Below are 25,135 nucleotides of genomic sequence, written 5' to 3'. Positions count from 1 at the left end.
GACGCGCCTGGCTGCCTCGCCGGTCTGCGCGCGCGGCTGCACGCCGGGCACGCCGCGCTCGGGCCGGCGGTCGAGCTGGCGCGCGCGGCCGAGTCGGCGCGCTGGGCGCGGCTGGCGCTGGCGCTGGGACGTGACCGCCCGCCGGCGCTCGTCGTCGCCGCCGACCACCGCGTCGACCTGCTGCTGCTGGCCGAGCCGGCGTTCGCCGCCGAGCTGGCCGACGCCGCGCTGGCGCCGTTGGCCGCGTTGCCGGCCGCGACGCGTGCGCGGCTGTTGGAGACGCTCGACGCCTGGCTGCGCCATCGGGGCGCGGCGAGCGCGGCGGCGGCTGAGCTGCACGTGCACGCGCAGACCGTCCGCTACCGCGTCGGGCGGCTGCGGGCGCTGCTGGGCGCGCGGATCGACGGCGCGGAGGGCCGGCTCGAGCTGGAGCTGGCCCTCCGCGCGCGTCGGCTGGGTCCGCCTAGCCGATGACGCTGCGCACCAGCGGCGTGTAGCCGCTGCTGTGACCGTTTCTGTTCGGGTGGAACGACTCCCCGATCGAGAAGATGTTCAGCCCGTTGAGCCAGGCGCTGCCGGAGCAGATCGCGTGGCCGGTCCACGACGAGATCGCGCTTCTGTACGTGAAGCCGTAGGCCGCCGCGCGGGCGGCGATCGTCGTGTCGGCGAGGTCCGCGAGCCCGTTCAGCTGGGTCCGCTCGCTCGCGTCGATCCCGGTCGTGCCGGCGCAGCTGGAGCTGCTGAACAGCCGCGGGTAGCCGAGCACGGCGACGGTGGCGCCGGGCGCCTGTCTCTGAATCGCGGCGTAGACGGTGTCGAGCTTGCCCGGGAGCGTGTTTCTGATGTACGTGTTCGCTCTCGTGATCGCGGCTCCGCAGCCTATGGTCACGCACGACGTGACGACGTTCGTGAAGCCGGCGTCGTTGCCGCCGATCGTGATCGAGACCAGTCTCGTGTCGGCGGTGACGGACGCGATCTGGTTGGCCATCACGTCGTCGGTCGTCGCGCCGCTGCAGGCGACGAAGACGAGATCGGTGTTCGCCCGCTGTCTCGACGCGAGGTACGGATAGGCGTAGGTGCCGCGCTGGCAGCCCGAGTTGAGCGTGTACGAGCCGGTCCCCGTCCCCGACGAGTACGAGTCGCCGAGCGCGACGTAGCGGTCGGCGGCCGACGCGCTGCCGGCCGCTCCGAAGGCGACCGCGGCACAGACCAGCGGCGCGAGTGCGCGCGCACGAATCCTCATGGTGGTTCTCCCCTCCTGCTGTGGTGTCTCGGCCTGCCCGGACCTGCCCTCGTGCCGAACCTACCGCCCCGCGGCCGGCGCGTCTCTGCACCACTCGACAAAGTTCGAGCGGTCGCCTGTGGCGATCGCTCAAGTTTTCGGAGTCAGGGCTGCCCCACCCGACCGAGCGGCAGCGGCCACGGCGGCCGCTCGACCCCGTCGGGCAGCCGGCCTTCCTCGGCGAGCTTGTCGAGGTGGGCGGCGAGCGTCACCGTCGCCGCCATCCGCAGCGCCTTCGGCGCGTCCGGCCAGGCGGCCGCGAGCAGCTCATCGACCGTCCGCAGCCCCTGCGCGAGCGCGTCGACCACCATCCGCTCGCGCTCCAGCCGGTGCGCGATGTACTCGTCGAGCTTCGCCAGCGGGTCGGTCACCAGCGGGCCATGGCCGGGCGCGATCAGCTCCGGCCGCCGCGCGCGCAGCCGCTCGAGGCCGGCGAGGTAGCCGCGCAGCGCGCCCGGGTCGGGGATCAGCAGCGTGCTGCCCTGGCCGAGCACGACGTCACCGCTGAAGGCGATCGGCCCGACCAGGTAGGCGAGGTGGTCGGGGGAATGGCCCGGGGTCGCGACCGTCGTCATTGGCCCGGCGGCGTCGCAGTCGGCCAGGAGCAGATCGGCCGCCCGTGCCGCCGCCAGCGGCGCCGGTCCGCAGCGCTCGCGCAGCGCCGGCACCGCCTCGGCGTGGTCGGGATGGTCGTGCGTCAGCGCGATCCCGCCGAGCCCGCCGCGCGCCGACAGCTCCCGTTCGAGCGCGTCGAGGTGGTCGGGCAGCGCCGGGCCGGGGTCGATCACCCAGGCGGGGTCGCGGCCGACGATCCAGCTGTTGGTGCCCGTCAGCGTGAACGGGCCGGGGTTGTCCGCGCGGACAACGACGACGTCGTGACGCGCGAGCAGCTCCACGCGTCGCCGCTAACGCGGGTCGAGGCGGTAGACGGGGCCGCTCTGCGCGACGACGTAGACGCGGCCGGCGAGGTCCTCGCCGAACGAAGTGACGCCGGCGACCTTCGGCTGAAGCGTGCCGCGCTGCGTCGCTCTGCCGGGGCGCAGCCGCGCCGTGCGCAGCGTGCTCTGGCAGAAGTCGGCGTAGAGGTAGCGGCCGGCGAGCGCGGGGATCCGTCTGTCGCGCACGACATAGCCGCCGGTGACCGAGCAGCCGCCGTTGTCGTGGCGGTACTCCAGCACCGGGAAGACCGCGTCGCGAGCGCTCTCGCGCGGGAAGACGCGGCTGCGGCCCTCCCACGGGCGCCAGCCGAAGTTGACGCCGGCTCCCGCCCCGACCCCGCCGCTGCGCACGAAGTCGATCTCCTCGACCTCGTTCTGGCCGACGTCGCCGATCGTCAGGTCGCCGGTCGCGCGGTCGAACGAGAAGCGCCACGGGTTGCGCAGCCCCCACGACCAGATCTCCGGCTTGACGCGGGCGCGCCCGACGAAGGGATTGTCGGCCGGCACCGAGTACGGTCTCCCGCCGCTGGCGCGCGGGTCGATCCGCAGCAGCTTGCCGAGCCACGTGCCGAGGTCCTGGGCGTTGCCGCGAGCGCCGTGCTGGTCGTTGCCGCCACCGCCGTCGCCGAGGCCGACGTAGAGCATGCCGTCGGGGCCGAACAGCAGCAGGCCGCCGTTGTGGTTGGACTCCGGCTGCGACTGGAACAGCACCTGGCGGGCGCTGCCGCCGTCGGCGCGGTCGGGGCTGGAGCCTCTGCGGAACTCGACGACGCGCGTGTCGCCGGCGCGGTCGGTGTAGTCGACGTAGAAGCGGCCGCTGTCGGCGTAGTCCGGGGCGAAGGCGACCGACAACAGCCCCTGCTCGCCGCCGCTGGTGATGCGGTCGCTGATGTCGAGGAACGGCGTCGGCAGCGTTCTGCCGTCGCGGATCACGCGGATCCGCCCCGCCTGCTCGACGACGAAGAGGCGGCTCGGGTCGCCCGGCGCCTGCGTCACGTGGACGGGGCCGTCGAAGCTGCCGACGCGCGTCAGCTTGATGCCGGCGCGGGCGGCGGGCGTCGCGGTCGTGCTGCTGCTCGTCGCGGGGACGGTGGCGCTCCCGCCGCCGGCGTCGGCGCGGGGCGCGGTCGCGGCGGTCGTGCCCTCGCGCGCCGGCGTGTCACCGCACGCGGCCAGCGCGACGGCGAGCGCGATCGCGGTCCAGAAGGTCGTCAGGCGCGCCCGGCGGTGCACGCGTCGAGGATGGCAGATCGAGCGGTCCGATCGGTGCGTCTCGCGCGCGCCGCGGCACCGACGTCAGCGCACCGGTTGCTGGCCGTCAAGCCGCGGCGTCCGCCGCCGACCACCCGGATGAGGCCCCGCTTCGCGCGCGCCGCCTCCCATCCGTCTGAGAGAAGGATCCCCCGCCGATGTCCGTCGCCCCGCCCGCTCCCCTGACCGCCCTCCCCGCCACCACCGGCGCGCCGCTCGAGGTCGGAGATCCTCGCTGGAACGACCTGCTCGCGTTCTGCCTGCTCAACCGCACCGACCTCAGGCTGCTCGCCGACACGGACTTCCCCAGCGCGCTGGTCGAGGGGCTGCCGGACGCCTTCTACTCGCACGTGCTGAAGTCGCCGGAGCTGCGCGCGATCATCGAGCAGCACTCGTCCGTCGACCGTCTCGCGCAGACGCTCAAGCGCTACTTCCGCACCGTCTGGTCGGGCGAGTTCGGCAAGCAGCGGATGGACGAGATCATCCGCATCGGGATAGTCCACGACCGCATCGACCTGCCGGTCGGCGCCTTCATCGGGGCGATCCTGAACCTCGACAGGGTCGCGATCCCCTTCCTCGTCGAGCGCCACGGCGACGACCCGGCGCGCCTGGTGCAGGCGCTGATGGCCTACCGCAAGCTGACGACCGCCGACATCGCCGTCGTCACGCAGACCTTCATCGACGCGCGCGACCGCACCGTCGAGCTGGTCGCGCAACTGGAGCAGCAGACGCTGCGCGTCGCCGCCGAGCAGCGCGAGGTGACGACCGTCTCGCAGTCGCTGGCGGCCGCCGCGCAGCAGTCGTACGCCTCCGCGACCGAGCTGAGCCGCACGTCGACCGGAATCTCCGAGCGCGCCGCGGACGCGAGCGAGCTGATGGCGCAGTCGGTCGAGCTGGCGCGCGGGGGCGCGGAGAAGACGAGCGGCACCGACCACGCCGTCAACGACATGCGCGAAGGGGTCGAGCAGATCTCCGAGCAGATCGCCGCGCTGACCGAGCAGACGCGCGAGATCTCGACGATCGTCACCGGCATCCGCGAAATCGCCGACCAGACCAACCTGCTGGCGCTCAACGCCGCGATCGAGGCCGCCCGCGCCGGCGAGCACGGCCGCGGCTTCGCAGTCGTCGCCGAGGAGGTCCGCCGCCTCGCCGACCGGACCCGCAACGCGCTCCAGGACATCACGCAGCTGAACGCCAACTCGCTCGCCGCGATCGAGTCCGTCAGCGGCGCCGTCGCCGAGACGGGCGACCAGGTCTCCGCCGTCGAGCGCCACGCCGGCGACGCGCGCGAGAGCTTCGACGGCATCAACGACGCGATCGGCACGACCGCCGGCTCGCTCGGCGAGATCGTCGACGGCGTCGGCGACGTCTCGCGCTCGGCCGAGGAGCTGACCGGCGTCTCGCAGCAGGTCGCGAGCATGGCCGAGCGGCTCGGCGCGCTCGGCGAGTCGCTCGCCGGCTCGCTCGACGAGGCCCACGCGCTGATCGAGGACGCGCGCCGCTGAAGTAGAAGCGGCGCGTCAGGCTCCCCCGAACCTGACGCGCCGCGGGTGGAAGTCCCTACTGCTCAGGCCATGGCGCGAGCGCGACGAGGCCCTCCTGGCCGGCCGCCGCCCACAGCTCCTCCGCGACGTGCGGCGCGAGCGGCGCGAGGCACTGGATCGCCGTCAACAACGTCGACTGCAGCGCGACGGTGTCGCTCGGCGTCAGCTCGCCCTGCTGTCTGAGCACGCGCTGCTCGAAGTCTCTGACGCGCTCGACGAGCGTCATCACGTTGCGCGCGGCACGATGGGTCTCCAGCCCCTCGTAGTTCTCGGTGATCCGTCGCAGCGCGACGCCGCGCCAGTTGTCCAGGCGCGCGCGCAGCTTGACGGCGCCCTCCTCCGGATCGGGCTCGGGCAGCTCGCCGACGCCCTCGATCCGCGGCAGCGCGTAGCCCCAGAAGCCGACCAGCCAGCGGCGGCAGTACTGCAGCGCCTGATCGGTCCACGTCAGCACGTTGGTCGGCGCGGCGGCGTAGAGGACAGCGAGCCGGACCGTGTCGGCGCCGGCGCGCGCCAGCAGCTCGTCGGGGTCGACGACGTTGCCGAGGTGCTTGCTCATCTTGCGCCCGTCGAGGTGGACCATCTCGTGCATCAGCACGCGCTCGTGCGGCTCGCCCTGCTCGATGTGCGGCAGCACGCCGACGTCGCGCAGCACCTTCGCCGTCATCCGCTGGTCGAACATCGAGCCGCCGCCGTCGGCACCCCAGATCACCTGATGGACCGGCAGCCACCGTCTCAGCTCTTCGTTGTCGAACATCGCGCCTTCGCGTCTGTCCGCTGGCACGCTGAAGGGCAGCCACTGCCAGAGGCCGTCGACGTGGCAGTCGAGCGTGTCGGTCTCGCGCCGCGCGGCGCCGCCGCACTGCGGGCAGGTCGCGGTGATGAAGTCCTCGCGCTGCGCGAGCACGTTGCCCTCGCCGGTCGGGCGCAGGTCGTCGGGCAGCCGCACCGGCAGCTGCTCCTCGGGCACCGGCACCATGCCGCAGTCGTCGCAGTGGACGAGCGGGATCGGCGCGCCCCAGGCGCGCTGGCGCGAGATCGGGAAGTCGCGCGCCTTGTAGCGGGCGGACTCGCGCACCCGCGGCGGGCCGGGCGGCAGCTTCCACGCGAACAGCGAGGAGCCTCTCGACAGCCGCTTGGCGATCGCGGCGTCGGTGCGGTCGATCGACGGGATCCCGAGCACGGCGGTGCGGCCGAAGCGGGAGTCGACCGCCGGCGTGACGATGACCGGGAGCGGGTCTCTGTAGCCGGGGATCCCGAGCGTGCGGCCGCTGTCGACGACCGGCACGTTGTCGGCGCCGCGCTCGTCGCGCGCGATCCCGCCGCTGCGGATGCGCGCTACTTGCGCGCGCACCTCGTCGTCGAGGATCCAGGCGTCGATCTCGGGGTGGCTCGGCGACATCGCGATGAACTCGGCCTGCTCGACCGCGTCGACGTGCGGCGTGAAGACGGTCAGCTGGGTGCCGTCGAGCGTCGCGCCGTCCAGCTCGACGCCGTCGACGCGGCCGAGCATCGTGCGCTGGGCGCCGACCGCGGCCGGGTTCCAGCCGCCGAGCAGCTCCATGCCGCGCTCGTTCTCCTCCAGGTAGCGGCTGATGCCGAGGTACCACTGCGAGCGCTCGACCAGACGCGTCGGCTCGTGACATCGCCAGCAGGCGCCGTCCTCGACCTGCAGGCTGGCAAGCACGGTCTTGCAGTTGTCGCACCAGTCGACCTGGCCCTCGGCGTGGTAGACGAGGCCCTCTCTCAGCAGCAGCAGGAACAGCCACTGCGTCCACTTGTAGAGCTCGGGCTCGCTCGTGATCCACTCCCGCTCCCAGTCGAACGAGTAGCCGAGGCGGTCGAACTGCTCGCGCATCCGCACGCGGCACTGCTGGACCCACTCGTTCGGCGTCAGCTGGTTCTTGATCGCACCGATCTCGGTCGGCAGGCCGAAGGCGTCGAAGCCGATCGAGAACAGCACCGTGCGCCCGCGCGTGCGCAGGAAGCGCGCGTAGGCGTCGCTTATCGAATAGCTGCGAATGTGACCCATGTGCGCGCTGCCCGACGTGAACGGGCAGGCGGCGAAGATGTACGCCGGGCGCTCGCCCTCGCTCGGCTGCGGCGTTCGGAACGCCTCCGCCTCGCGCCATGCCTCTTGCCACCGCGCTTCGATCGCCGCCGGCGTGTAGTCCGGCGTGACGCTCTGTGAGGCCATCGTCCCCCCAATTTCGGCCTTGCTGGGAAAGGCAGCCGAATGTGTCACTTCAACACCGCGCGCGGCCAATGTTCATCAGATTGATGAAGTGATCTTCGGCTTTCTGAACTACGTGAATCAGTTTTGCGAACTGCAAATGCGCCCGACGGGATTCGAACCCGCATCTTCCAGGCCCTAAACCTGGAGCTCTTGGGCAAACTGTTCGACGATGTGCGCCCAGACGAGGGCCGCTTGCGCGGCATCAGCCACCGAAACGGGGAAGATTTGGTCTCGATCCCTTCGGCTTGAAGGCTGGCGCCCGCCTTTACGCACGGGTCTATTGAGTTCACCGTTGACCAGTTGAGCTACGGACGCTCGTCTGCTGCAACGTGAGCCGCGCCGTGTCCCCCGGTCGGCTCGAAGCGAGTATAGGCAGGCCGCTTCTCGGAAGTCAATTAGAGAAGTGTTCCCCTGCGGACACGGCATGTTCGGACTCGGAAACACCTTCGTCTTGCAACGGTCATGAGTGGTCTGTAGGCTGGCCCGAGCCGCACTCGAAGGGGGAATTCGAGCGGCATGTCCATCCGTGGTGGCACGAGCGCCTGCGGGCGTCGCCGGGGGAATTAACCATGTCATCGTTCACTTCCACGAGTGCGGGGGTGCGCGCGTCGCAGCGCCTGCGCCCGACCGTTCGCGTCTTCGAGCTGCACGGACCGGGAGCGGTCCACGTCGCGCATCGCGCACTGCCGCCGCGCGGCGCGCTGCTGCGCGTCGAGACGACCGGCGTCTGCGGGACCGACCATCACATCTGGGCCGGCAAGATCGACGTACCGCTGCCGCAACTGCTCGGGCACGAGGTGATCGGCCGGATCGAGCGCCTGCCCGACGGCCACGGCCTCGTCGCCGACAGGCCGCCCGCGCCCGGCGACCGCGTGCTGATCGCGCCCGGCGTCCCGTGCGGCGGCTGCGACGGCTGTCAGGGCGACGGCCGCTGCCTCGATCGCCCCTGCTACGGCCTGACGATGACCGGCGACGGGCTGACGGGCGGATTCGCGCCATATATGTCGCTGCTGCCCGGCACGCGCGTCTTCCCGGTGCCGGAGGCGCTGGCGCCCGAGCGCGTCGTCTTCGCCGAGCCGCTCGCGTGCGTGCTGAGCGCGCTGCGCAAGGCGTACGGGCCCCGTTACGTGCCGGCCGGCCTCGACGGGCTCGTGCTCGGCTTCGGCGTGATCGGCCTCTGCTCGGCGATCGCGATCGATGCCTCCGGCGGCAGCGCGACGGTCGTCGAGTACGACCCGACGCGGCGCGAGCTCGCGAGCGAGCTGGGCTTCAGCGCCGTCGCCAGCGTCGAGGAGGCCGCGGAGCTGGCGCAGGCGCGCGGCGGCTTCCCGCTCGTCGTCGACGCGGCCGGCACGCCGGCCGCGTTCAAGAGCGGGCTGGAGCTGCTGAGCTGGAGCGGCACGCTGATCGAGATCGGCAACTTCGCCGACCTCGGCGAGATCCCGATCAAGCCGAGCGAGATCTGCCTGCGCGACCTGCGCGTGATCGGCAGCGGCGAGACCTTCTACGAGGACTTCGCGCCCGCGATCGCGCTCGTCGGCTCGACCGCGGTCGAGCTGAACCGGGCGATCACCGACGTGCACCGCTTCGACACGCTCGCCAACCCGAGCGACCTCTTCACCGTCCGCGCAGCAGGAAAGGCGATGGTCACGTTCACATGACTCCGACGGCATTCGGCAACGGCCAGGGCCCCGCGCGCCCGATAGGCGCGCAGGTCCTCCTGCTGACCCCCTTCACCGATGACGGCGAGGTCGACGAGCGCTCGCTCGCCTCGCTGGTCGACTACGTGATCGACGGCGGCGTCGACGGGATCATCGGGCTCGGCACGACCGGCGAGTTCTTCACGATGTCGGTCGACGAGCAGGCCCAGCTGATGAGCACGCTCGCGAAGGTCGTCGCCGGCCGGCTGCCGATCACTTACGGCGTCGGCAACAGCGCCACCAGCGTCTCGATCGCGCTCGCCAAGCACGCGCAGGCGCTCGGCGCTGAGGGCGTGATGGTGCAGCCGCCCTATTACTTCGACCACACGGCGGCCGCCGTCGAGGCCCACTTCGCCGCCGTCGCGAACGCGATCGACCTGCCGGTGATGCCCTACGACGGCGGCGGCGGGATCGAGCTGAGCGTCGAGCGCGTGCGCCGGCTGCACGAGCAGTCGCCCAACGTCCGCTACGTGAAGATGTCGATCGTCGACCCGGCGAAGGTCGCGGCGATGCGCGCGGGGGCGCCCGACGTGGAGGTGCTCGTCGGCGACGAGAACATGCTGCTGATGGGCTTGCGCCACGGCGCGATCGGCTCATCGGTCGGCTGGAGCAACGTCGACCCGAGCGCGATCTCGCGCGTCCACCGGCACTTCGAGGGCGGCGACCTCGATGGCGCGCGGACGGTCCTGCTGCGCGAGGTGGTGCCGGCCGTCTCGCCCTGCATCACGGCGAAGAACGGCTGGATCCGCTCGTACAAGGAGATCCTCTTCGCCAAGGGCGTGATCGCCTCGCCGGCGACGCGGCTGCCGCTGACGCCGCTCGACCCGATCCGCAGAGAAGAGGTCCTGGCGGCGATGCACGAGCTGGCGATCGTCTGATGAGCCGCTGTCGTCTTGCTCTATTCGACTTGGACGGCGTCCTGGTCGACTCGCGGGACGCAATGCAAGAGGCGTGGGAGGCGGTCCAGCGCGATCTCGGCGTGACGGTCGGATTCGCCGCCTACTTCGCCGAGATCGGGCGGCCGTTCGGCGACATCATGGAGCGGCTCGGACTGGCCGACCAGGCGACCGAGATCGAGCGCGTCTACCGCGCGACCGCGCTGCGGACCGCGCCGCGCGTGCCGGCCTTCCCGGGTGTGGAGGAGGCGCTGGCGACGCTCGCGATCGCCGGCGTGAAGCTCGGCGTCGTGACCTCGAAGGCGCGGCCGCAGACCTACTGGACGCTGTCGCAGTTCGACGTCCCCTTCGAGACGGTGCAGACACCCGAGTCGCGCCATCCCGGCAAGCCCTCGCCGTGGCCGCTGCTGATCGCCGCCAGAGAGGCGCGCACCGACGTCGAGGAGACGGTCTTCATAGGCGACATGGACGTCGACCGCGACGCCGCCAGACATGCCGGCATGCGCTTCCTCCATGCCGCCTGGGGCTACGGCCCCCGCCCCGCCGGCGCCGTCCAGCTGCATACCCCGGACGAGATCGCCGGCCTCGTGCGCTGCGACCTGCCGGCCGCCGCGTAGCCGCGCTCAGGCTCTGGCGGGCGCCTCGCCGCGCTCGGCGGCGGCGCGGGCGGCGGCGAGGGCGAGCTTGGCGGCGAGCGCGGCGTCGGGCCCGTCCTTCAGGCGCGCGGCGGAGTCGGGGCCGTGGAGGGAGGGGTCGCGCGGGTTGCGGCCGCGGCGGCGGGCGACGGCGGCCAGCGGCGGGAAGAGGACGCGCTGGAGCGGCTCGGGCGGCGCGGCGAAGCGGATCACGTCGCGGTACTCGTACGCGATCGCGGCGCCCCACAGCAGACCGGGCATGCCGCCTCTTCTTGTGCGGCCGGTGTTGGCGAGCGCGAACAGCGTCTCGATCATCTCGATGAAGCGGCGCGCCGGCTCGACGTGGACGCGCACGAGCGCGACGTCGTCGCCGGCGTTCCACCAGTCGTGCACGACGCCGGCCGGGATGTCGATCGCGGTTCCGGGCCCGCCCTCCTGTCTGCGGCCGTCGATCGCGAAGCCGACGAGGCCCTCGACGACCTCGAACCGCTCGACGATGTGGGGATGGACGTGAGCGCCGACGACGGCCGCGTCGGGGCGCAGCCACAGCTCGGCCTCGAGCCGGTCGCCCTGGCCGTCGTCGGGGGTCACGACCCCGCGCGCGACCTCGCCGGTCTCGACGTTGTGGAACCACTCGCCGGTCATCGTCATCGCGCCGCTCTCCTCTGGGTCGCCGGGCCGCTGCACCGGCCCAGCATCCGCCGTGCGCACCACCGCCGCCATCGGGGCGATCCCGTGCCGACCCCCGAACGCGCCAGCTTTGCCCCGCGCCCAGTCGCGCATGGCGAAGACGGGGCACGGGTAGCGCTGAAGACATGTTAATCGCAGGCATCATCGCCATCTGCATCGTCCTGCTGGTGCTGGCATTTCTGTTGCCGCGTCTCTCACGCCATCCGCAGCACGGCGTCGACGCGACACTCGGTGCCGGCCAGAAGGGCGCGGGCAGCGCCCCGGGCAAGCTCGGGCACTGGCTCCAGAAGCCGTTCCAGTCGTCGCGCAAGGCGACCAACAAGAGCGCCTCCGCCGGCCGTCAGGGCCGCGGGAAGCTGCCGTTCTGAGCGACCCGCGCCCGTCCGCCCCGCCGCCGCCTGGTCAGGCGGCGGCGAGCAGCGCCTCGCGATGGGCCGCGAGGAAGTCGGCGACCGAGGTCGGCGCCCGACCGGTCAGACGTTCCACGACGTCGGTCTGCGTCTCCAACAGGCCGGTGCGGATCGCGATCCCGAAGCCGGTGTAGACCGGCGCGAACGCCTCCGGCACGCCGGAGGCGACCAGCCCGGCCGTGAAGGCATCGTCGTCGACCGCGACGACCTCGACCGGCCGTCCGCTCGCGGCCGCCAGCGCCGCGGCGAGGTCGGCCTGGCTGACCAGCGCCGGTCCCGTCACGTCGTAGGTCGCGTTCTCGTGGCCGGTGCCGGTCAGCACCGCCGCGGCGGCCGCGGCGCAGTCCTCGCGCGTGACGTAGGCGGCGAGGCCGTCGCCGGCGTTGGTGACGAGCTGGCCGGAGGCGATCGCGTGGCCGCCGCTGCCGAGCTGGAGGTCGGTGTAGAGCGAGTTGCGCAGCAGCGTCCAGGCCAGGCCGCTGGCTCTCAGCGCCTGCTCGGTCGCGAAGTGGTCGGCGGCGAGCGGACCGGTCGGGTGGTCGCCCTCCGGGCGCGGCAGCGAGGTGTAGACGACGTGCGCGACGCCGGCCGCCTTGGCGGCTTCGATCGCGGCGCCGTGCTGAGCGGCGCGGCGGCCGACCGCGTCGGTCGAGATCAGCAGCAACCGGTCGACACCGGCGAAGGCGGCGGCGAGCGTCTCGGGCGCGTCGAAGTCGCCGGCGCGCGTCTGCACGCCACGTTCGGCGAAGTCGGCCAGCTTCGAAGGATCGCGGCTGACGAGCACGAGCTGCTCGGGCGCGACCGATTCGAGCGCGAATTCGGCGGCTCGACGGCCGAGCGCGCCGCTGGCGCCTGCGATGGCGATGGTGGTCATGGTCGTTCGTGCTCCCTAGTTCCTATTTGATACTGACCACATCTTCCGTCACCATGTTGTGCCATGCAAGACGGCACTTTCCTGTCCGCCGGTGACACGGCGGTAACCGACCGTGGCGACGCGCCCGTCCCCGGCACGCCCGCCGGCGCCATCGCCGCGCTGCTCGACGGCACCTGCCCGGTGCGCGACGTGCTCGACCGCATCGGCGACAAATGGTCGGTGCTCGTGATCACGCTGCTCGGCGACGGGCCGATGCGCTTCATGGAGCTGAAGCGAGCGATCGAGCTGGTCTCCCAGCGGATGCTGACGCGCACCTTGCGAGCGCTCGAACGCGACGGCTTGATCACCCGCACGGTCTTCCCCACGGTCCCGCCGCGGGTCGACTACGAGCTGACGGAGCTCGGCCGCGGGCTGCACGCGACGTTGGCCGAGCTGGCGCGCTGGTCCTACGCCCACCGCGCCGACGTCGAGGCAGCCCGGGCGACTTATGACGCGCGCGAGGCCGATTCTCAGGCTCAGGTCGAGCCTGAGAGTCTGCGCGCCTGAACACGCTGGAATCGCCCATGTGGCGAGTGATCCCGACGTCGTCATGCGTGCCGATCGGATCGGGTGCGCACGCCAAGACGAGAACGGTTCCTATTCTTCTGTAGTCTTGCTCCATGCTTTCACGCCGCCTCCGCCCCACCGCTCTGCTCCCGTTCGCCGCCGTCGCCGCGCTCGCCATCGCCGGCTGCGGCTCCGACGACGACGGCGGCAGCGGCGGCGCGACGACGGGCGGCGGCGCCGACGTCGGCTCGGTCAACGTCGTCGCGACGACGACCGTGCTCGGCGACCTCGCTCGCGAGATCGGCGGCGACGCCGTCGAGGTCACCCAGCTGTTGCAGCCCAACAGCGATCCGCACGACTACGAGCCGCGCCCCGACGACGTCGTCGCGACCTCGAAGGCGTCGCTCGTGCTGGAGAGCGGCGACGGGCTCGACGAATGGATCGAGGACGTCGTCGACCAGTCGGCCGGCAACCCGACGCTGCTCGACGTCGCCGAGACGCTGCCGGTGCAGCGCAGCGGCGAGGACGAGGAGCACGACCACGCCGAGGAGGAGCACGCGGAGGACGAGCACGCCGAGGAGGAGCACGACCACGGCGACGTCGATCCGCACTGGTGGCACGACCCGACCAACGTCGAGGCGGCCGCCGCGACCGTGCGCGACGCGCTCACCAGAGCCAACCCGGACGGCAGAGCGCTCTACGCCAGAAACGCCGACGCCTACGTCGCGAAGGTCAGAGCGCTCGACAGCGGCATCAGACAGTGCCTCGACGCCGTCCCGGCCGCGCAGCGCAAGCTCGTCACCGACCACGACGCGCTCGGCTACTTCGCCGATCGCTACGACGTCACGATCGTCGGCGCCGTGATCCCCTCGCTGACGACGCAGGCGCAGCCGTCGGCCGGCGACGTCGCCGACCTCGCCAAGCTGATCAGACGCGAAGGGGTCAGAGCGGTCTTCCCCGAGTCCGGCTCCAACCGCAAGCTGCCCGAGGCCGTCGCACAGGAGACCGGCATCACCGCCGAGTACCAGCTCTACGGCGACGCGCTCGGCCCCGAGGGCTCCGACGCCGCCACCTACCTCGGCATGGAGGCGCACAACGCCGACGCGATGGTCAGAGGCTTCACCGGCGGCGCCGACAGCTGCACGATCAGCGGGATCTGAGCCGGCCGCGGCCGCCCGTTAGGATCGAACGATGTGCATGCAGTGCATGGCCGGCGCGATGACCGCGACCGCGGGCGCCGCCGGCATCCGCGCCTGGCTCGCGACGCGCGCCTTCGGCTGGCTGACGCCGAAGCGCCTGAAGGCGATCACGATGGTGCTGATCGGCGCCGTCCTGCTCGCCTCGACGGTGCTCGTCAGCGGCGCGAGCGCGCCGCCCGCCTGACGGGGCGCCGCGCCTACGCGGCCGGCTCGACGAGCCGCTCGTGCAGGCGCGCCTGCACGTCCTCGCCGAGGCCGAGGCCGTCGGCGAACCACGCCGCCACGTCGCCGTGGCGCTGCTCCAGCTCGTCGAGGCCGGCCGCCAGATATGACGGGTCGACGCCGAGGATCGGATGCAGCAGGTCGGGGTCGCCGCCGCTCGCGGCGAAGCGATCGACGAGCGGTCTGAAGCCCGCGAACGCGAGCTCATCGCTGAGCATGAAGTCCTCCAGCACGGCGACCGCCGGCACGTCGAGCAGCAGCAGGAGCGCCGCCGCCGCCCAGCCGGTGCGGTCCTTGCCGGCGGTGCAGTGGAACAGCAGCGGCAGCTCGTCGTCGGCGGCGTCGGCGATCGCGCGGTAGAGCGTCGCGTACGCCTCGCGCGCGCTCGGCAGCGTGACGAAGTTGCGGTAGGTGCGCTCGAACAGCTCCTGCACGACCCCGCCGCGCACCGCCTGCTCGACCCTCGCGACCTCTCTGATCAGCCGCGGCAGTCTCGCCGGCACGGCGCTCGCATGGTCGCCGAGCACGTTCGCGACGAGCTGGCGCGTGCCCTCCGGCACGCGGTCGGCGCCCGCGGCGCGCTCGGCGTCGGTGCGCAGGTCGACGACCGTGCGCACGCCGAGCGCGGCGAACGCCGCGACCGTGTCACCCTCGATCCGGTCGAGCTGACCGGAGCGGAACAGCAGGCCGGTGCGGACGCGACCGCCGTCGCGCGTCGGCAGGCCGCCGGCGTCGCGCAGGTTCGGCAGCGCGGCCAGCGGCGGCGCGGGACGGGCGGGCGGAGCGTCGTCGGCGATCGGCACGGGCCGCAGGTTAACGGTGCCCCTCAGTGCGCGTGCGTGTGGCCGCCCTCGGGCAGCGCCGCGGCGGGGATCCGCGCGACGACCGCGGCGGCGAGGCCGGTCGTGATCGGGACTGACAGCAGCAGCGCGATCGAGCCGACGAGCGTCGCGACGATCGGCTCGGCGAGGTCGTGCAGGTTGAGCGCGTCGACGGTCGCGGCGCCGCCCGACTGCAGCACCAGCAGCAGCGGCAGCGTCGCGCCGGCGTAGGCGAGCATCAGCGTGTGCGTCGTCGCGACGAGGTGGTCGCGGCCGACGGCGTAGCCCTCGCGGTAGAGGCGGCGGGCGCCGAGGCCGGGGTTGGCGCGCCGCACCGCCATCACCGCCGACGCCTGCGTGACGGCCATGTCGGCGAGCACCCCGAGCGCGCCCAGCACGAGGCCGGCGAGCACGATCCCCTGCAGCGAGATCGCGCCGGCGTTCTGCACCAGCGCCCCCGACAGCTCGCCGAAGTGCCCGTCGAGCTTCGCGCCGTGGGTCGCGAGCGTGCCGATCGCGGTCGCGATCAGCAGCGTCACGGCGATCCCGAGCGCGGCGGCGGCGCTCTGCGCGGTCAGGCCGTAGGTGAGGCCGACCGTCACGAACATCACCGCCAGCGCGCCGACCAGCGCGACCAGCAGCGGCGGCTCGCCGCGCAGGATCGCCGGCACGACGAACTCGAGGATCAGCAGCAGGCTGAGCGCGAAGCCCGCGAGCGCGAGCAGCCCGCGCCAGCGCGCCATCACGACGATCAGCACCGCGAACGCGACCGCCAGCCACAGCAGCGTCCCGCGCCGCTCGACGCCGGAGAAGGCGTAGACGGTTCTGCCGCCGGGCTGCGCGATCCGCTGCACGCGCACGCCGTCGCCGGGGGCGAACTCCGACACCAGCTCGACCGGGCCGAGGTCGAGCGTCGCGCGCGGGCCGTCGTCGACCTGCACGACGATCGTGCGACAGCGCTGCTGCGCCGGGCCGGGGCAGTCGCCCTCGCGCACGCGCACGACCTCGGCACCGACGGTCGCGCTGCCGAAGCCGTTCTGGCCGGCTCTTCTGGCCGGCGCCTCGCCAGGCCACAGCGCGACCAGCCCGACGACGGTCGCCAGCGCCAGCAGCGCGACGGCGCCGACCAGCAGCCGCCCGCCGGAGCTGCGCGCGAAGGCGGCGTGGGCGCGCCAGCCGTGGGCGTGAGTCGCGTGGCCGTCGTGACCGTCGCGGCCCGCGTGGCCGTCGTGCCCGCCGCGCGGCGGGGGCGCGTCATCGTCGTCGTGACAGTCCGGAGGTGGCGGCGCGATACTCATCGTCGTGGTCTTCGAGCACCGCTCCGCCGCTCCTACCCGCGGCCGTCGATGAACGGACGTCAGTTCCTCGCCGGCCTGCTGGCCGTGCTCGCCGTCGTGCTCGGGCTCGTCGGCGGGGTGGCGCGCTACCTCGACCAGCGCGTCGTGCAGCCCGACGCCTTCGCTCAGAGCGCGCTCGCCGCGCTCGACAGAGCGGCGGTCCGCGGCGCCGTCGCCGACGAGATCGCCGCGCGCGTCGTCGAGCGCGTCCCGGTCGAGCTGGTGCCGCGGGCGCAGGTGCGGCGCGTCGCCGACAGGGTCGTCGCGACGCGCGCCTTCCGCCGCACCTTCCGCGAGCGGGCGCTGGAGGCCAACCGCGTGCTCTTCTCCAGCGACGACGACGCGGCGACCGCGACGCTCTCGCTCGGCGACCTGACGCCCGCCTTCGACGCGATCGACCCGCGCCTGGCGCCTCTGCTGGGCGACGGCGCCGAGCAGCGGCTGCTGACGCTGCGCACCGACACGCTCGGCGTCGGCACCGCCCGCCTCGGTGAAGCCGCCGGCACGCTCGGAACCGTCGGCCCGCTGTTGGCGGCGCTGGCGCTGATCGCCGCGCTGCTGCTATCGCCCAGGCGGCTGGCGGTGGTGCGAATCGCGGCGGTGGGGAGCGTGATCGCCGGCGCGCTGCTGCTGGCCGGGCTGTCGGTCGGGCGCTCGTTCGCCGTCGACCGTGCCGAGTCGAGCGCCGGCATCACCGTCGCGCAGGCGCGTGACGCGGTCGGCGCCGCCTGGGACGTCTTCATGGACGACCTGCGCCCGTGGGCGCTTGCCGCGATCGCGGTCGGCTTCGTGCTGACCGCGCTAACGCTGCTGCCGGCCGCCTTCGGCCGCCGCGAGCGGATCTAGCCTCGCGACGGCCGGCGGGCCGGGTGGGGTTCAGCCGGTGATGAAGCCGGTCCCTCTGACGATCGAGAGCACTCTCTTCATCGAGTAGGCGACGTCGAACGCGCCGTTCGGCGTGACGCCGCTTCTGCCCGTGATGTCGCCGTTGAGCGCCGCGATCGCGCCGGCGTGGCGGGCCTCGATGGTGAGGATCGAGACGGCCGCTCTGATGATCGGCACCTGCTTGATGTTCGTCGCCTGGCCGGAGTAGGCGGCGACGCCCGTCGTCTCCAGCGCGAACGCGGTCGCGCGGAATCTCGCCTCGTCAGAGGTCGTGTCGCCGAAGTCGAAGCTCGGCGACTTGACCGCCGCGCTGCCGAGCACTCTCTTGAGCACCGCGACGTGCGCGGCCTCGTCGGCCGCGACCAGTCTCGCGAACTCGCCGAGCGCACCGGGGAAGCCGGCTCTCAGCGCCTCCTTGTAGAACGCCGCCTCGAGGTACTCGAGCGTCAGCGCGTAGTTGAGGATCGCGACGTCCTGCTTCTTCGACGGCTTCGCCGCGCTCGCGAGCGCCGGCAGGCCGCCGAACAGCACGCCGCTGGCGATCAGCGAGCCGCCGGCGATGCCGGCCTTGCGGAACAGGTCGGCGCGGGTGTCGCCGGCGACCGCCTCCTCCTGCTCTCGCAGCGCGCCGTCGCGATCGAGCGTCTCGAGCGAGATCAGATCGGTCAACTGGGGCTTCACGGTGGTGCTCCTTCCAAAGATTGCCGAGCGCCCCTCCTTGCGCGCTCCCGCCGCAAACGGATCACTTCCGGTCGCGGTGATCCGCTCGCGCCGGCCAACCGAATAGCTAGCGATGGACTCACCGGCCCAGACCCCCGCCCCGTGAAGCAGCGCCGCACGATCGAGCGCCTCGCCGACGAGGAGCTGATGACGCTCGTGCAGGAAGGCGAGCCGCGCGCGCTGGAGGTCCTCTACGACCGCCACGGCGGCGCCGCGTACTCGCTCGCGCACCGCATCATGGGCGACCGCCAAACGGCCGAGGACGTGACGCAGGAGGCGTTCGTCTCGATCTGGCGCTCGGGGGGTCGTTACGACGGCTCGCGCGGCAGCGTGCGCTCGTGGGTGCTGGCGATCCTGCGCAACCGCGCGATCGACGCGCTGCGCCGCTCGGCGGCGCGCGCACCGCGCCTCGACTACGACGACGACGGCGCGCTGGAGGCGCAGGCGAGCGAGGAGCGGACCGACGGCGAGGCGCTGCGGCGCGAGCGCGCGCGGGTCGTGCGCGGCGCGCTGCAGGAGCTTCCGCAAGACCAGTCGCAGGTGCTCGGTCTCGCCTACTTCGGCGGCTTCACGCACAGAGAGATCTCCGACCTGCTCGACGTGCCGCTCGGCACGATCAAGGGACGGATGCGACTTGGGTTGGAGAAGATGCGCACGAGCATGGACGAGGCGATCTGATGAACATCGCGGACGAGCACAGCCGCTGGGACGAGGACCTCGCCTCCTACGCCGTCGGTGCGCTCGACACCGATGAGACGGTCGCCTTCGCCGCCCACCTCGCCACGTGCGACCGCTGCCGCGGCGAGCTGCACCGGCTCGCGCCCGCGGTCGAGCTGCTGCCGGCCTCGGTCGAGCAGCTGTCGCCGCCGCCGGCGCTGCGCGGGCGGATCATGGACGCGATCGCGCAGGAGCGGGCGGCCGCCTCCGGCGTTCCCGAGCAGGCGCCCGCGCCGGCGACGACGCGCTCGCGGCGGGGCGCCTCGGCACCGGCGCGCGCGCGGCACGGCGGCTCCAGCGGCTCACAGCGCACGCCGCTGCGCGAACGACTGCGCGGCTGGCATGTGCCGGTGCTGCCGGCGGCGTTGACCGCCGCGGGGGTCGCGGCGGCGTTCGCGATCGGGCTCGTCGTCGGCGGCGGCTCCTCGACGCCCGACCGCACGACCGTCCCGGTCGTCGCGACCGCCGACGCCGGCAGAGCGGCGGTGAGCGGCCAGCTGATCTCCGACGGCGGCGCCTGGCACCTTGACGTGAGACAGCTGCCGCAACCCGCAAGAGGCCGCGTCTACCAGGCGTGGGTGATGCGCGACGGCCGCGACGTCGAGCCGTCAACTGTCTTCGTGCTCGCGCGCGACGGCAGCTCGACGGTCGCGATCCCGCAGTCGCTCGGCTCGGGCGACCAGGTGCTCGTGACCGAGGAGCCGGCCGGCGGCAGCCCCGCGCCGACGGCGAGACCGCTGCTCAGCGCGACGGTCTGAGCGCGGTGACGGCGCGGCGCGGCGAGCGCGGCGTCGCGCCAGCTGCCGAACTCTCGTCGAGCCGCTCGCACGCGTTCTTGCGTCCCGGCCCCTTCTATGACCAACGTCACACAACGTCAGCAGGGAAACGCGCACTATGTGTCTACGCGATCGACGCACCACCCGCCGGGCCCCGCGAAACCCGGCAAAAAGCTTCCTCACCGATCGCAGCACCACCACATAGACACATCTCTCCTCCCGGGAAAAGGCTCGCCATTGGCGGGCCTTTTCTCATTGGGAAGGCGGCAGAGTAGCGCAGTCCGCGCGGATCGTGCCGTCCGCCTCGCGACAGACGGCACGAAGGGGTCTCAGGCCGCCATCGCCTGCAGCTCGCTGCCGAGTCTGCCGGCCTGCACGCGGATGCTCGCGATCGATCTCTTCGCGCGGCTGAGCAGCGTGCGCGCCGTCGCGTTGTCGCCGCGCTTGTACGCGACCAGCGCGCTGTCGAGCGTTCCGTACGCTCTCTTCTCGGCCGCGAGGATCTCCAGCAGCTTGCGCTTCGCCGTCTCACCCTCGGGCGTCGAGGTCTGCTCAGGCGTCACGGCCGCTCTCATGCGGTCGACCTGGCGCCGCACCAGCTTGATCGCTCTGCGCGCGCCGGGGACCGCCGCGAGCCCTCTCGTGTCGACCTTCGCGAGCGCCTTGCTCGTCGCCGTCTCGTGTCTGTCGAGCGTGACGGCCTGCGTGATCGCGGCGCGCGCGAACGACTGGTCGTCGGCGCGCGCGACGAGCGGCAGCGCCAGCAGCAGCGTGACGGCGAGCAGCGTCGTGCGAAGGAGGGTGCGGGGCATCGCGGGTCGGTCCTTTCGTCGGGCGACCGGATTCTAGGGAGGCGTCAGGCGCCCTCCACCAGCCGCCGCAGCGCCGGCGCCAATCTCATCGCCTGCTTGCGGATCTTCGCGATCGACGCCTTCGCGCGCCGCTGCAGCTCGTTGCCGGTGCTGACCTCGCCGCGCTGGAACGCGGCGAGCGAGCGGTCGACCGTGCCGTAGGTCTTCTTCTCCGCGACCAGCAGCGCGACGAATCTGCGCTTGATCCGCGCGCCGTCGGCGGTCGAGGTCGACTCGCCCCGCAGCGGCCGCAGCGCCTTGTCGATCTGGTTGCGGGTCGCCTGCACCGCTCTGCGCGCGGCGGGGATCGCCGCGCGACCTCTGCGGTCGACGCGCGTCAGCGCCGTGCCGGTCGCGCTCTCGTATCTGGCCAGTCTGCCGGCCTGGTCGATCGCGGTCGTCGCGAACGAGCGGTCGTCGGCGCGCGCGGCGGCCGGCAGCAGCAGGGCGGCGGCGAGGACGGTCGCGATCAGCGTGAGCGGGGCGAGGCGGGTGCGGGACATCGGGGAGTCCGTTCCTGTCGAACTGCGGGACCTCCCGACCGTGCCCGCTGGACCAGCTGCTCTACCGTCGCGAAGTCCGCGCGCGGGAGGCGCTCGCCGCACTCGCGTACCCTTGAACGCGAGCATGCAGCACCACGACGACCAGCAGAGCCCCGCGGCGGGCCTCGATCCGGCGCGGCTGGAAGGGTCGCTCGCGGTCGAGGACGCGCCGGCCGAAGGCATCGACCCGGCCCGGCTTCAAGCGGCGCTGGCCGTCCTCGCGGAGGTCGAGCGGCTGCCGCTGGAGCATCCCGACGCGATCGCCATCCAGCGCGCCACCGCGAGCATCTACAAGACCGTCAAGAAGCAGCGCAAGCGCGAGCGGCGCGACGCGATCCTCGAGCACGACCGCGCGATCACGCACGCGACCGCGACCGGCGCCCCCGGCCGCATCGACGACGAGACCGAGGGCCTGCCGCTGACCACGGCGACGACGGGCGCGATCGCCGGCCATCTGATCGAGTCGATCGCCTGCTACGTCTGCAAGGAGCACTTCACGCAGGTCGACGCCTGGTACCACCAGCTCTGCCCCTCCTGCGCGGCGAGAAACCACCAGCGCCGCGACGCCCGCACCGACCTGACCGGCCGCCGCGCGCTGCTGACCGGCGGTCGCGCGAAGATCGGCATGTACATCGCGCTGCGCCTGCTGCGCGACGGCGCGCATACGACGATCACGACGCGCTTCCCCAACGACGCGATCCGCCGCTTCAAGGCGATGGAGGACAGCGGCGACTGGATCCACCGGCTGAGAATCGTCGGGATCGACCTGCGCGACCCCTCGCAGGTGATCGCGCTCGCCGACGCCGTCGCCGAGGAGGGTCCGCTCGACATCCTCATCAACAACGCCGCGCAGACGGTGCGCCGCTCGCCCGAGGCGTACGCGCCGCTGGTCGAGGCCGAGCGCGCGCCGCTGCCCGCCGGCGAGCTGCCGCGGCTGGTCACCTTCGGCCAGGTCGCCGCGCGGCCGACCTCGCTGCCAGCCGGGATCGAGTCGGGCCAGCACTGGGCCCCCACCCCCCACGCGCTGACGGCGATGGCGCTGAGAGCGAAGTCGGCGTCGATGGACCGGGTCGCGGTCGGCGAAGCGATCGACGCCGGCGGCCTCGTGCCCGACCTGCACGACAGCAACAGCTGGATCCAGACGGTCGAGCAGGTCGACCCGACCGAGATGCTCGAGGTCCAGCTCTGCAACATGACGGCGCCGTTCATCCTCGTCAGCCGCCTGCGGCGGTCGATGGCGGCCGCGCCGGCGCGGCGCAAGTACATCGTCAACGTCTCCGCGATGGAGGGCCAGTTCAGCCGCGGCTACAAGGGCCCGGGCCATCCGCACACGAACATGGCGAAGGCGGCGCTGAACATGCTCACGCGCACGAGCGCGAACGAGCTGCTGGAGCAGGACGGGATCCTGATGACCGCCGTCGACACCGGCTGGATCACCGACGAGCGGCCGCACCCGACCAAGCAGCGGCTCGCCGGCGAGGGCTTCCACGCCCCGCTCGACCTCGTCGACGGCGCCGCGCGCGTCTACGACCCGATCGTCCGCGGCGAGCTCGGCGAGGACCTGCACGGCATCTTCCTGAAGGACTACGCCAAGTCGCCCTGGTAGGCCGGCGGCTCAGCCGGCCAGCGCGGGCGCGCCGACGGGCGCCTCGGCGCCGGCCGCCAGCCGCCCGCCCGGTCTGAGCGCCGCCACGAGCGCGGCGTGATCGCGCTCGTTCAGGTCGGCGTAGGCCTCCGCGAAGCGGGCCAGCGCCCGCTCGAAGGCGTCGCTGCTGCCGAGGTAGGCGGCGATCGCTCCGGCGTCGCCGGAGCGGGCGTGGGCGCGCGCGAGCGTCCAGCCGCACATCTCGCCGTAGGCGGCCAGCGCCTCGGGCACCATCCGCTCGACGTCGGCCGAGCGCTTCCAATCCCACAGCTGGCGCACGTAGAAGTCGCGCCGTCTGTCGTCGAGCCCCGTCGCCGAGATCCAGCCGAGGAAGATGTCGCTCGCCGCCTGCATCAGCCACTGGCCGCGCACGACGCGCTCGCCGTGGTGGTCGAACTCGCTGGCGCCGGCGTACGGCTCCAGCACCGACGGCTGCGCCTCCTTCAGCTGCAGGAAGAGCGGGTCGCGCTCGTCGTCGCCGAGCAGCAGCGCGATCCAGGCGCGCGTGCCGACGCTGCCGACGCCGACGACCTTCAGCGCCGCGTCGACGTATCTGTAGCGCGCGACCAGGCGGGCGGTCGCGCCGCTGACGGTCGCGGCGTGCTGGGCCAGCAGCTCGGTGACCAACTCGGGCGTGCCGCGGTCGCCGGCGAGCTGGTCGAGCGGCACGATCAGCGGCGGGTCGGAGACGATCCGCAGGCGGCCGTCGACGTGCTCGGTCAGCTTGTCGAGCGCGCGCAGGCTGGTCTTGCGGTGGGCCTTCTGGAGGTTGCGGTCGAAGGCGCGCGCCTGCTCCTCCGGCAGCTCCTCACGCCACCGTCTGGCGATCGTGTCGGCGTCGAGGCGCGCGTACCAGACGGCGAGGTGGCCGAGGCCGGCGAACTGGTCGATCGCCTCGCGGTAGCGGCGCACGGCCGCGCGCACCGTGTCGCGCCGCTGACGCCCGCCGAAGCCGCGCTCCCGCCCCACGATCGCGATGCTCGCCGCCAGCCGCTTGACGTCCCACTCCCACGGGCCCGGCAGTGACTCGTCGAAGTCGTTGAGGTCGAAGACGAGCTGCCGGTCGGGCGCGGCGAAGCCGCCGAAGTTGGCGAGGTGGGCGTCGCCGCAGAGCTGGACGCGCAGGCCGGTCGCCGGCGTCGCGGCGAGGTCGGCGGCCATCACGGCCGCGGCGCCGCGGAAGAAGGCGAACGGCGACGCCGCCATCCGCTCGTAGCGCAGCGGCAGCAGCTCCTGCACGCGCGTCGCGCCCTGGCGCGCCAGGACGTCGAGCGGGTCAGGGCGGTCGCTCGCGGGCGCGAACTCGCCGTGCGCGCCGCGTCTGACGCGTGCACGCGCCGCGCGGCCGTCGGCGGCGCTCAACGCGCGACTCCGGCGTGTGAGTGCGGGGGCTGATCGGGCTCGGCGTGGACGACGACGGTCGTCGCGACACGATCGTGGAAGGCGCGCCGGCGTGCGTCGAGCAGCACCGGCAGGTAGCCGGCGAAGAGCGGGATCGCCCCGAGCACGAGCGCGCCGAAGCGCAACAGCGCGCGCGCCGGCCGCAGCGGCCGCGGCGGCTCGTGGGCGTCGCGCACGCAGATTCGCATCACGCGGTCGCCCGGCGTCTGCCCGGTCGTCGACCAGAAGGCGACGAAGTAGCCGATCGACCACGCCAGCCAGATGCCGGCGCCGACGATCGCCGCGACCCGTTCGACGCCGTCAGGCAGGTGCAGCAGCGACGTGCAGAGCGCGACGACGCCGCCGACCGCGACGGCGACCGCGTTGATCGCGACCGCGTCGAGCGCCAGCGCGACCGCGCGCGTCGCGAGGCCGGGATAGAGCGGCGCGGCGGGGCGTGCGCGCGCCGCACCGGCACGGCGCGCTGCGATCTCCTGCGCGTGCAGCGTCTGCGCGCTGCTCATGCCGGGCCGAGGCCGGGCGGCGGCAGCGGCGACAGCGGACCGGCCGGCGAGGGACGCCGCAGCATCCGCCGCGCGGCGCGCTCCAGCCACGCGTCAGCCTGCTGCGTCTGCTCCCGCACCTCGTCGGCGACCTCTTCGGCGAAGCTCGCGCCCTGGTGCGTGATCGCGTCGGTCACGGCCGGGCTCTGCGCGACCTCCTGCACGATCAGCCACAGCTCCTCGCTCTCCAGCAGCCGTCTCGTGACGGCGTCGACGAGCGGCCCGCGGAAGGCCTCCGCAACGGCCCGTTCGGCGACCTCGCTGGTGACGATGCGGCGCGCGGCGGCGTCGGCGAGCTGCGAGGCCAGCAGCGCGTCGAGCAGGTCGAGCGCGGTCTGCGAGGCACGTCGCTGCACCAGCGAGAGCGGCGGCCGCGCGACGGCGATGACGAACGAGCGGACCATCGTCCGATCATCGCCTCGCGCGCGCGTCAGCGCAGTGGTGCACGCACCTGTTCGCGTGTGGTGAGCGCACC

At 73.0% G+C, this 25,135-nt stretch carries 27 protein-coding genes and 1 tRNA gene; 13 read left to right on the top strand and 15 right to left on the bottom strand.

The genetic code is table 11. The features are described from left to right. The coding region (locus R7226_RS19185) for a helix-turn-helix domain-containing protein (protein WP_318598863.1) at positions 1-474 on the top strand (474 nt) is incomplete at its 5' end. Here R7226_RS19185 and R7226_RS19180 read toward each other — a convergent pair. From R7226_RS19180 to R7226_RS19170, 3 genes are all read right to left on the bottom strand, one after another. Beyond that, entirely contained in the window at positions 464-1,243 is a 780-nt protein-coding gene (locus tag R7226_RS19180; RefSeq protein WP_318598862.1) for an SGNH/GDSL hydrolase family protein, read from the bottom strand. The two genes, R7226_RS19185 and R7226_RS19180, sit on opposite strands and share 11 nt — an antisense overlap. Positions 1,244-1,386: 143 nt before the next feature. Further along, positions 1,387-2,178 (bottom strand): MBL fold metallo-hydrolase, encoded by a 792-nt coding sequence (locus tag R7226_RS19175; protein ID WP_318598861.1) that lies wholly within the window; start codon positions 2,176-2,178, stop codon positions 1,387-1,389. A 9-nt stretch (positions 2,179-2,187) separates the two neighbouring features. Next, the gene (locus R7226_RS19170; RefSeq protein ID WP_318598860.1) at positions 2,188-3,453 is read right to left on the bottom strand and encodes a PQQ-dependent sugar dehydrogenase; all 1,266 of its coding nucleotides are present in this window, start codon (positions 3,451-3,453) and stop codon (positions 2,188-2,190) included. Positions 3,454-3,629: 176 nt separating this feature from the next. Between R7226_RS19170 and R7226_RS19165 the strand changes: the two genes are divergently transcribed. Then, positions 3,630-4,976: a globin-coupled sensor protein gene (locus tag R7226_RS19165; protein WP_318598859.1), complete on the top strand. Its 1,347-nt coding sequence runs from the start codon at positions 3,630-3,632 to the stop codon at positions 4,974-4,976. Positions 4,977-5,031: 55 nt separating this feature from the next. Here the strand turns inward: R7226_RS19165 and R7226_RS19160 are convergent, their stop codons facing one another. Then, entirely contained in the window at positions 5,032-7,212 is a 2,181-nt protein-coding gene (locus R7226_RS19160; protein WP_318598858.1) for a class I tRNA ligase family protein, read from the bottom strand. A gap of 137 nt (positions 7,213-7,349) precedes the next feature. Further along, a tRNA-Leu gene (locus R7226_RS19155) sits at positions 7,350-7,566 on the bottom strand. A 284-nt stretch (positions 7,567-7,850) separates the two neighbouring features. Between R7226_RS19155 and R7226_RS19150 the strand changes: the two genes are divergently transcribed. The 3 genes from R7226_RS19150 to R7226_RS19140 are packed head-to-tail and all read left to right on the top strand — an operon-like array spanning position 7,851 to position 10,464. Next, complete coding sequence (locus tag R7226_RS19150; RefSeq protein ID WP_318598857.1) at positions 7,851-8,912, top strand: zinc-dependent alcohol dehydrogenase; 1,062 nt, start codon at positions 7,851-7,853, stop codon at positions 8,910-8,912. Then, complete coding sequence (locus R7226_RS19145; RefSeq protein WP_318598856.1) at positions 8,909-9,829, top strand: dihydrodipicolinate synthase family protein; 921 nt, start codon at positions 8,909-8,911, stop codon at positions 9,827-9,829. The genes R7226_RS19150 and R7226_RS19145 overlap by 4 nt, the downstream gene beginning before the upstream one ends. Next, the gene (locus R7226_RS19140) at positions 9,829-10,464 is read left to right on the top strand and encodes an HAD family hydrolase (RefSeq protein ID WP_318598855.1); all 636 of its coding nucleotides are present in this window, start codon (positions 9,829-9,831) and stop codon (positions 10,462-10,464) included. Before R7226_RS19145 ends, R7226_RS19140 begins: the two co-directional genes overlap by 1 nt. 6 nt (positions 10,465-10,470) lie before the next feature. On the opposite strand, the gene R7226_RS19135 is transcribed toward R7226_RS19140, so the two are convergent. Beyond that, positions 10,471-11,133, bottom strand: a complete 663-nt coding sequence (locus R7226_RS19135; RefSeq protein WP_318598854.1) for a cupin domain-containing protein — start codon at positions 11,131-11,133, stop codon at positions 10,471-10,473. Between the two features lie 164 nt (positions 11,134-11,297). Here R7226_RS19135 and R7226_RS19130 point away from each other — a divergent pair, with 164 nt between their 5' ends. Beyond that, positions 11,298-11,540, top strand: a complete 243-nt coding sequence (locus R7226_RS19130; protein ID WP_318598853.1) for a DUF6411 family protein — start codon at positions 11,298-11,300, stop codon at positions 11,538-11,540. A gap of 34 nt (positions 11,541-11,574) precedes the next feature. Here the strand turns inward: R7226_RS19130 and R7226_RS19125 are convergent, their stop codons facing one another. After that, the gene (locus R7226_RS19125) at positions 11,575-12,456 is read right to left on the bottom strand and encodes an NAD(P)H-binding protein (RefSeq protein WP_318598852.1); all 882 of its coding nucleotides are present in this window, start codon (positions 12,454-12,456) and stop codon (positions 11,575-11,577) included. A 63-nt stretch (positions 12,457-12,519) separates the two neighbouring features. Here R7226_RS19125 and R7226_RS19120 point away from each other — a divergent pair, with 63 nt between their 5' ends. The 3 genes from R7226_RS19120 (at position 12,520) to R7226_RS19110 (ending at position 14,385) form a co-directional block, all read left to right on the top strand. Next, positions 12,520-13,002, top strand: a complete 483-nt coding sequence (locus R7226_RS19120; protein WP_318598851.1) for a winged helix-turn-helix transcriptional regulator — start codon at positions 12,520-12,522, stop codon at positions 13,000-13,002. Positions 13,003-13,115: 113 nt separating this feature from the next. Beyond that, positions 13,116-14,162: a metal ABC transporter substrate-binding protein gene (locus R7226_RS19115; RefSeq protein WP_318598850.1), complete on the top strand. Its 1,047-nt coding sequence runs from the start codon at positions 13,116-13,118 to the stop codon at positions 14,160-14,162. 31 nt (positions 14,163-14,193) lie between these two features. Then, positions 14,194-14,385 carry a hypothetical protein gene (locus R7226_RS19110; RefSeq protein ID WP_318598849.1) on the top strand — a complete coding sequence of 64 codons (192 nt, stop codon included), beginning with the start codon at positions 14,194-14,196 and terminating at the stop codon, positions 14,383-14,385. 13 nt (positions 14,386-14,398) lie between these two features. Here R7226_RS19110 and R7226_RS19105 read toward each other — a convergent pair whose 3' ends face one another. Both R7226_RS19105 and R7226_RS19100 read right to left on the bottom strand, forming a co-directional pair. Further along, the gene (locus R7226_RS19105; protein WP_318598848.1) at positions 14,399-15,226 is read right to left on the bottom strand and encodes a tyrosine-protein phosphatase; all 828 of its coding nucleotides are present in this window, start codon (positions 15,224-15,226) and stop codon (positions 14,399-14,401) included. Positions 15,227-15,249: 23 nt separating this feature from the next. Then, on the bottom strand, positions 15,250-16,542 hold the full coding sequence (locus R7226_RS19100; RefSeq protein WP_318598847.1) for a YibE/F family protein: 1,293 nt from the start codon (positions 16,540-16,542) through the stop codon (positions 15,250-15,252). Positions 16,543-16,590: 48 nt separating this feature from the next. On the opposite strand from R7226_RS19100, the gene R7226_RS19095 reads away from it, so the two are divergent. Next, positions 16,591-17,427 (top strand): hypothetical protein, encoded by an 837-nt coding sequence (locus R7226_RS19095; RefSeq protein WP_318598845.1) that lies wholly within the window; start codon positions 16,591-16,593, stop codon positions 17,425-17,427. Between the two features lie 30 nt (positions 17,428-17,457). Here the strand turns inward: R7226_RS19095 and R7226_RS19090 are convergent, their stop codons facing one another. Then, the gene (locus R7226_RS19090) at positions 17,458-18,147 is read right to left on the bottom strand and encodes a ferritin-like domain-containing protein (protein ID WP_318598844.1); all 690 of its coding nucleotides are present in this window, start codon (positions 18,145-18,147) and stop codon (positions 17,458-17,460) included. Between the two features lie 141 nt (positions 18,148-18,288). On the opposite strand from R7226_RS19090, the gene R7226_RS19085 reads away from it, so the two are divergent. After that, positions 18,289-18,864, top strand: a complete 576-nt coding sequence (locus R7226_RS19085) for a sigma-70 family RNA polymerase sigma factor (protein WP_318598843.1) — start codon at positions 18,289-18,291, stop codon at positions 18,862-18,864. Beyond that, complete coding sequence (locus R7226_RS19080) at positions 18,864-19,661, top strand: anti-sigma factor (RefSeq protein WP_318598842.1); 798 nt, start codon at positions 18,864-18,866, stop codon at positions 19,659-19,661. The genes R7226_RS19085 and R7226_RS19080 overlap by 1 nt, the downstream gene beginning before the upstream one ends. 347 nt (positions 19,662-20,008) lie before the next feature. Here the strand turns inward: R7226_RS19080 and R7226_RS19075 are convergent, their stop codons facing one another. After that, positions 20,009-20,491, bottom strand: a complete 483-nt coding sequence (locus tag R7226_RS19075) for a hypothetical protein (RefSeq protein ID WP_318598841.1) — start codon at positions 20,489-20,491, stop codon at positions 20,009-20,011. 44 nt (positions 20,492-20,535) lie between these two features. Beyond that, on the bottom strand, positions 20,536-21,033 hold the full coding sequence (locus tag R7226_RS19070; protein WP_318598840.1) for a hypothetical protein: 498 nt from the start codon (positions 21,031-21,033) through the stop codon (positions 20,536-20,538). Positions 21,034-21,157: 124 nt separating this feature from the next. On the opposite strand from R7226_RS19070, the gene R7226_RS19065 reads away from it, so the two are divergent. After that, a complete protein-coding gene (locus R7226_RS19065; RefSeq protein WP_318598839.1) occupies positions 21,158-22,678 on the top strand; it encodes an SDR family NAD(P)-dependent oxidoreductase in 1,521 nt (506 codons plus the stop codon). 9 nt (positions 22,679-22,687) lie between these two features. Here the strand turns inward: R7226_RS19065 and R7226_RS19060 are convergent, their stop codons facing one another. Genes R7226_RS19060 through R7226_RS19050 form a run of 3 tightly spaced genes read right to left on the bottom strand, consistent with a single transcriptional unit; the run spans position 22,688 to position 25,064 of the window. Continuing rightward, positions 22,688-24,079, bottom strand: coding sequence for a DUF2252 domain-containing protein (locus R7226_RS19060; protein ID WP_318598838.1), 1,392 nt, complete (start codon positions 24,077-24,079; stop codon positions 22,688-22,690). Further along, positions 24,076-24,621, bottom strand: a complete 546-nt coding sequence (locus R7226_RS19055; protein WP_318598837.1) for an RDD family protein — start codon at positions 24,619-24,621, stop codon at positions 24,076-24,078. Before R7226_RS19055 ends, R7226_RS19060 begins: the two co-directional genes overlap by 4 nt. Beyond that, complete coding sequence (locus R7226_RS19050; protein WP_318598836.1) at positions 24,618-25,064, bottom strand: hypothetical protein; 447 nt, start codon at positions 25,062-25,064, stop codon at positions 24,618-24,620. Before R7226_RS19050 ends, R7226_RS19055 begins: the two co-directional genes overlap by 4 nt. Positions 25,065-25,135: the final 71 nt, after the last annotated feature.

It is taken from the genome of Conexibacter stalactiti (genome assembly GCF_033542075.1).
GTDB lineage: Bacteria > Actinomycetota > Thermoleophilia > Solirubrobacterales > Solirubrobacteraceae > Conexibacter > Conexibacter stalactiti.
This window is presented reverse-complemented; position numbering and strand designations above follow the sequence as displayed.

Coding starts and splice junctions, on each gene's coding strand:
- R7226_RS19115 (WP_318598850.1), top strand. CDS start 13,116: ATGCTTTCACGCCGCCTCCGCCCCACCGCTCTGCTCCCGTTCGCCGCC.
- R7226_RS19145 (WP_318598856.1), top strand. CDS start 8,909: ATGACTCCGACGGCATTCGGCAACGGCCAGGGCCCCGCGCGCCCGATA.
- R7226_RS19095 (WP_318598845.1), top strand. CDS start 16,591: ATGAACGGACGTCAGTTCCTCGCCGGCCTGCTGGCCGTGCTCGCCGTC.
- R7226_RS19070 (WP_318598840.1), bottom strand. CDS start 21,033: ATGTCCCGCACCCGCCTCGCCCCGCTCACGCTGATCGCGACCGTCCTC.
- R7226_RS19055 (WP_318598837.1), bottom strand. CDS start 24,621: ATGAGCAGCGCGCAGACGCTGCACGCGCAGGAGATCGCAGCGCGCCGT.
- R7226_RS19120 (WP_318598851.1), top strand. CDS start 12,520: ATGCAAGACGGCACTTTCCTGTCCGCCGGTGACACGGCGGTAACCGAC.
- R7226_RS19165 (WP_318598859.1), top strand. CDS start 3,630: ATGTCCGTCGCCCCGCCCGCTCCCCTGACCGCCCTCCCCGCCACCACC.
- R7226_RS19180 (WP_318598862.1), bottom strand. CDS start 1,243: ATGAGGATTCGTGCGCGCGCACTCGCGCCGCTGGTCTGTGCCGCGGTC.
- R7226_RS19125 (WP_318598852.1), bottom strand. CDS start 12,456: ATGACCACCATCGCCATCGCAGGCGCCAGCGGCGCGCTCGGCCGTCGA.
- R7226_RS19075 (WP_318598841.1), bottom strand. CDS start 20,491: ATGCCCCGCACCCTCCTTCGCACGACGCTGCTCGCCGTCACGCTGCTG.
- R7226_RS19050 (WP_318598836.1), bottom strand. CDS start 25,064: ATGGTCCGCTCGTTCGTCATCGCCGTCGCGCGGCCGCCGCTCTCGCTG.
- R7226_RS19130 (WP_318598853.1), top strand. CDS start 11,298: ATGTTAATCGCAGGCATCATCGCCATCTGCATCGTCCTGCTGGTGCTG.
- R7226_RS19135 (WP_318598854.1), bottom strand. CDS start 11,133: ATGACGATGACCGGCGAGTGGTTCCACAACGTCGAGACCGGCGAGGTC.
- R7226_RS19160 (WP_318598858.1), bottom strand. CDS start 7,212: ATGGCCTCACAGAGCGTCACGCCGGACTACACGCCGGCGGCGATCGAA.
- R7226_RS19080 (WP_318598842.1), top strand. CDS start 18,864: ATGAACATCGCGGACGAGCACAGCCGCTGGGACGAGGACCTCGCCTCC.
- R7226_RS19065 (WP_318598839.1), top strand. CDS start 21,158: ATGCAGCACCACGACGACCAGCAGAGCCCCGCGGCGGGCCTCGATCCG.
- R7226_RS19110 (WP_318598849.1), top strand. CDS start 14,194: ATGTGCATGCAGTGCATGGCCGGCGCGATGACCGCGACCGCGGGCGCC.
- R7226_RS19100 (WP_318598847.1), bottom strand. CDS start 16,542: ATGAGTATCGCGCCGCCACCTCCGGACTGTCACGACGACGATGACGCG.
- R7226_RS19140 (WP_318598855.1), top strand. CDS start 9,829: ATGAGCCGCTGTCGTCTTGCTCTATTCGACTTGGACGGCGTCCTGGTC.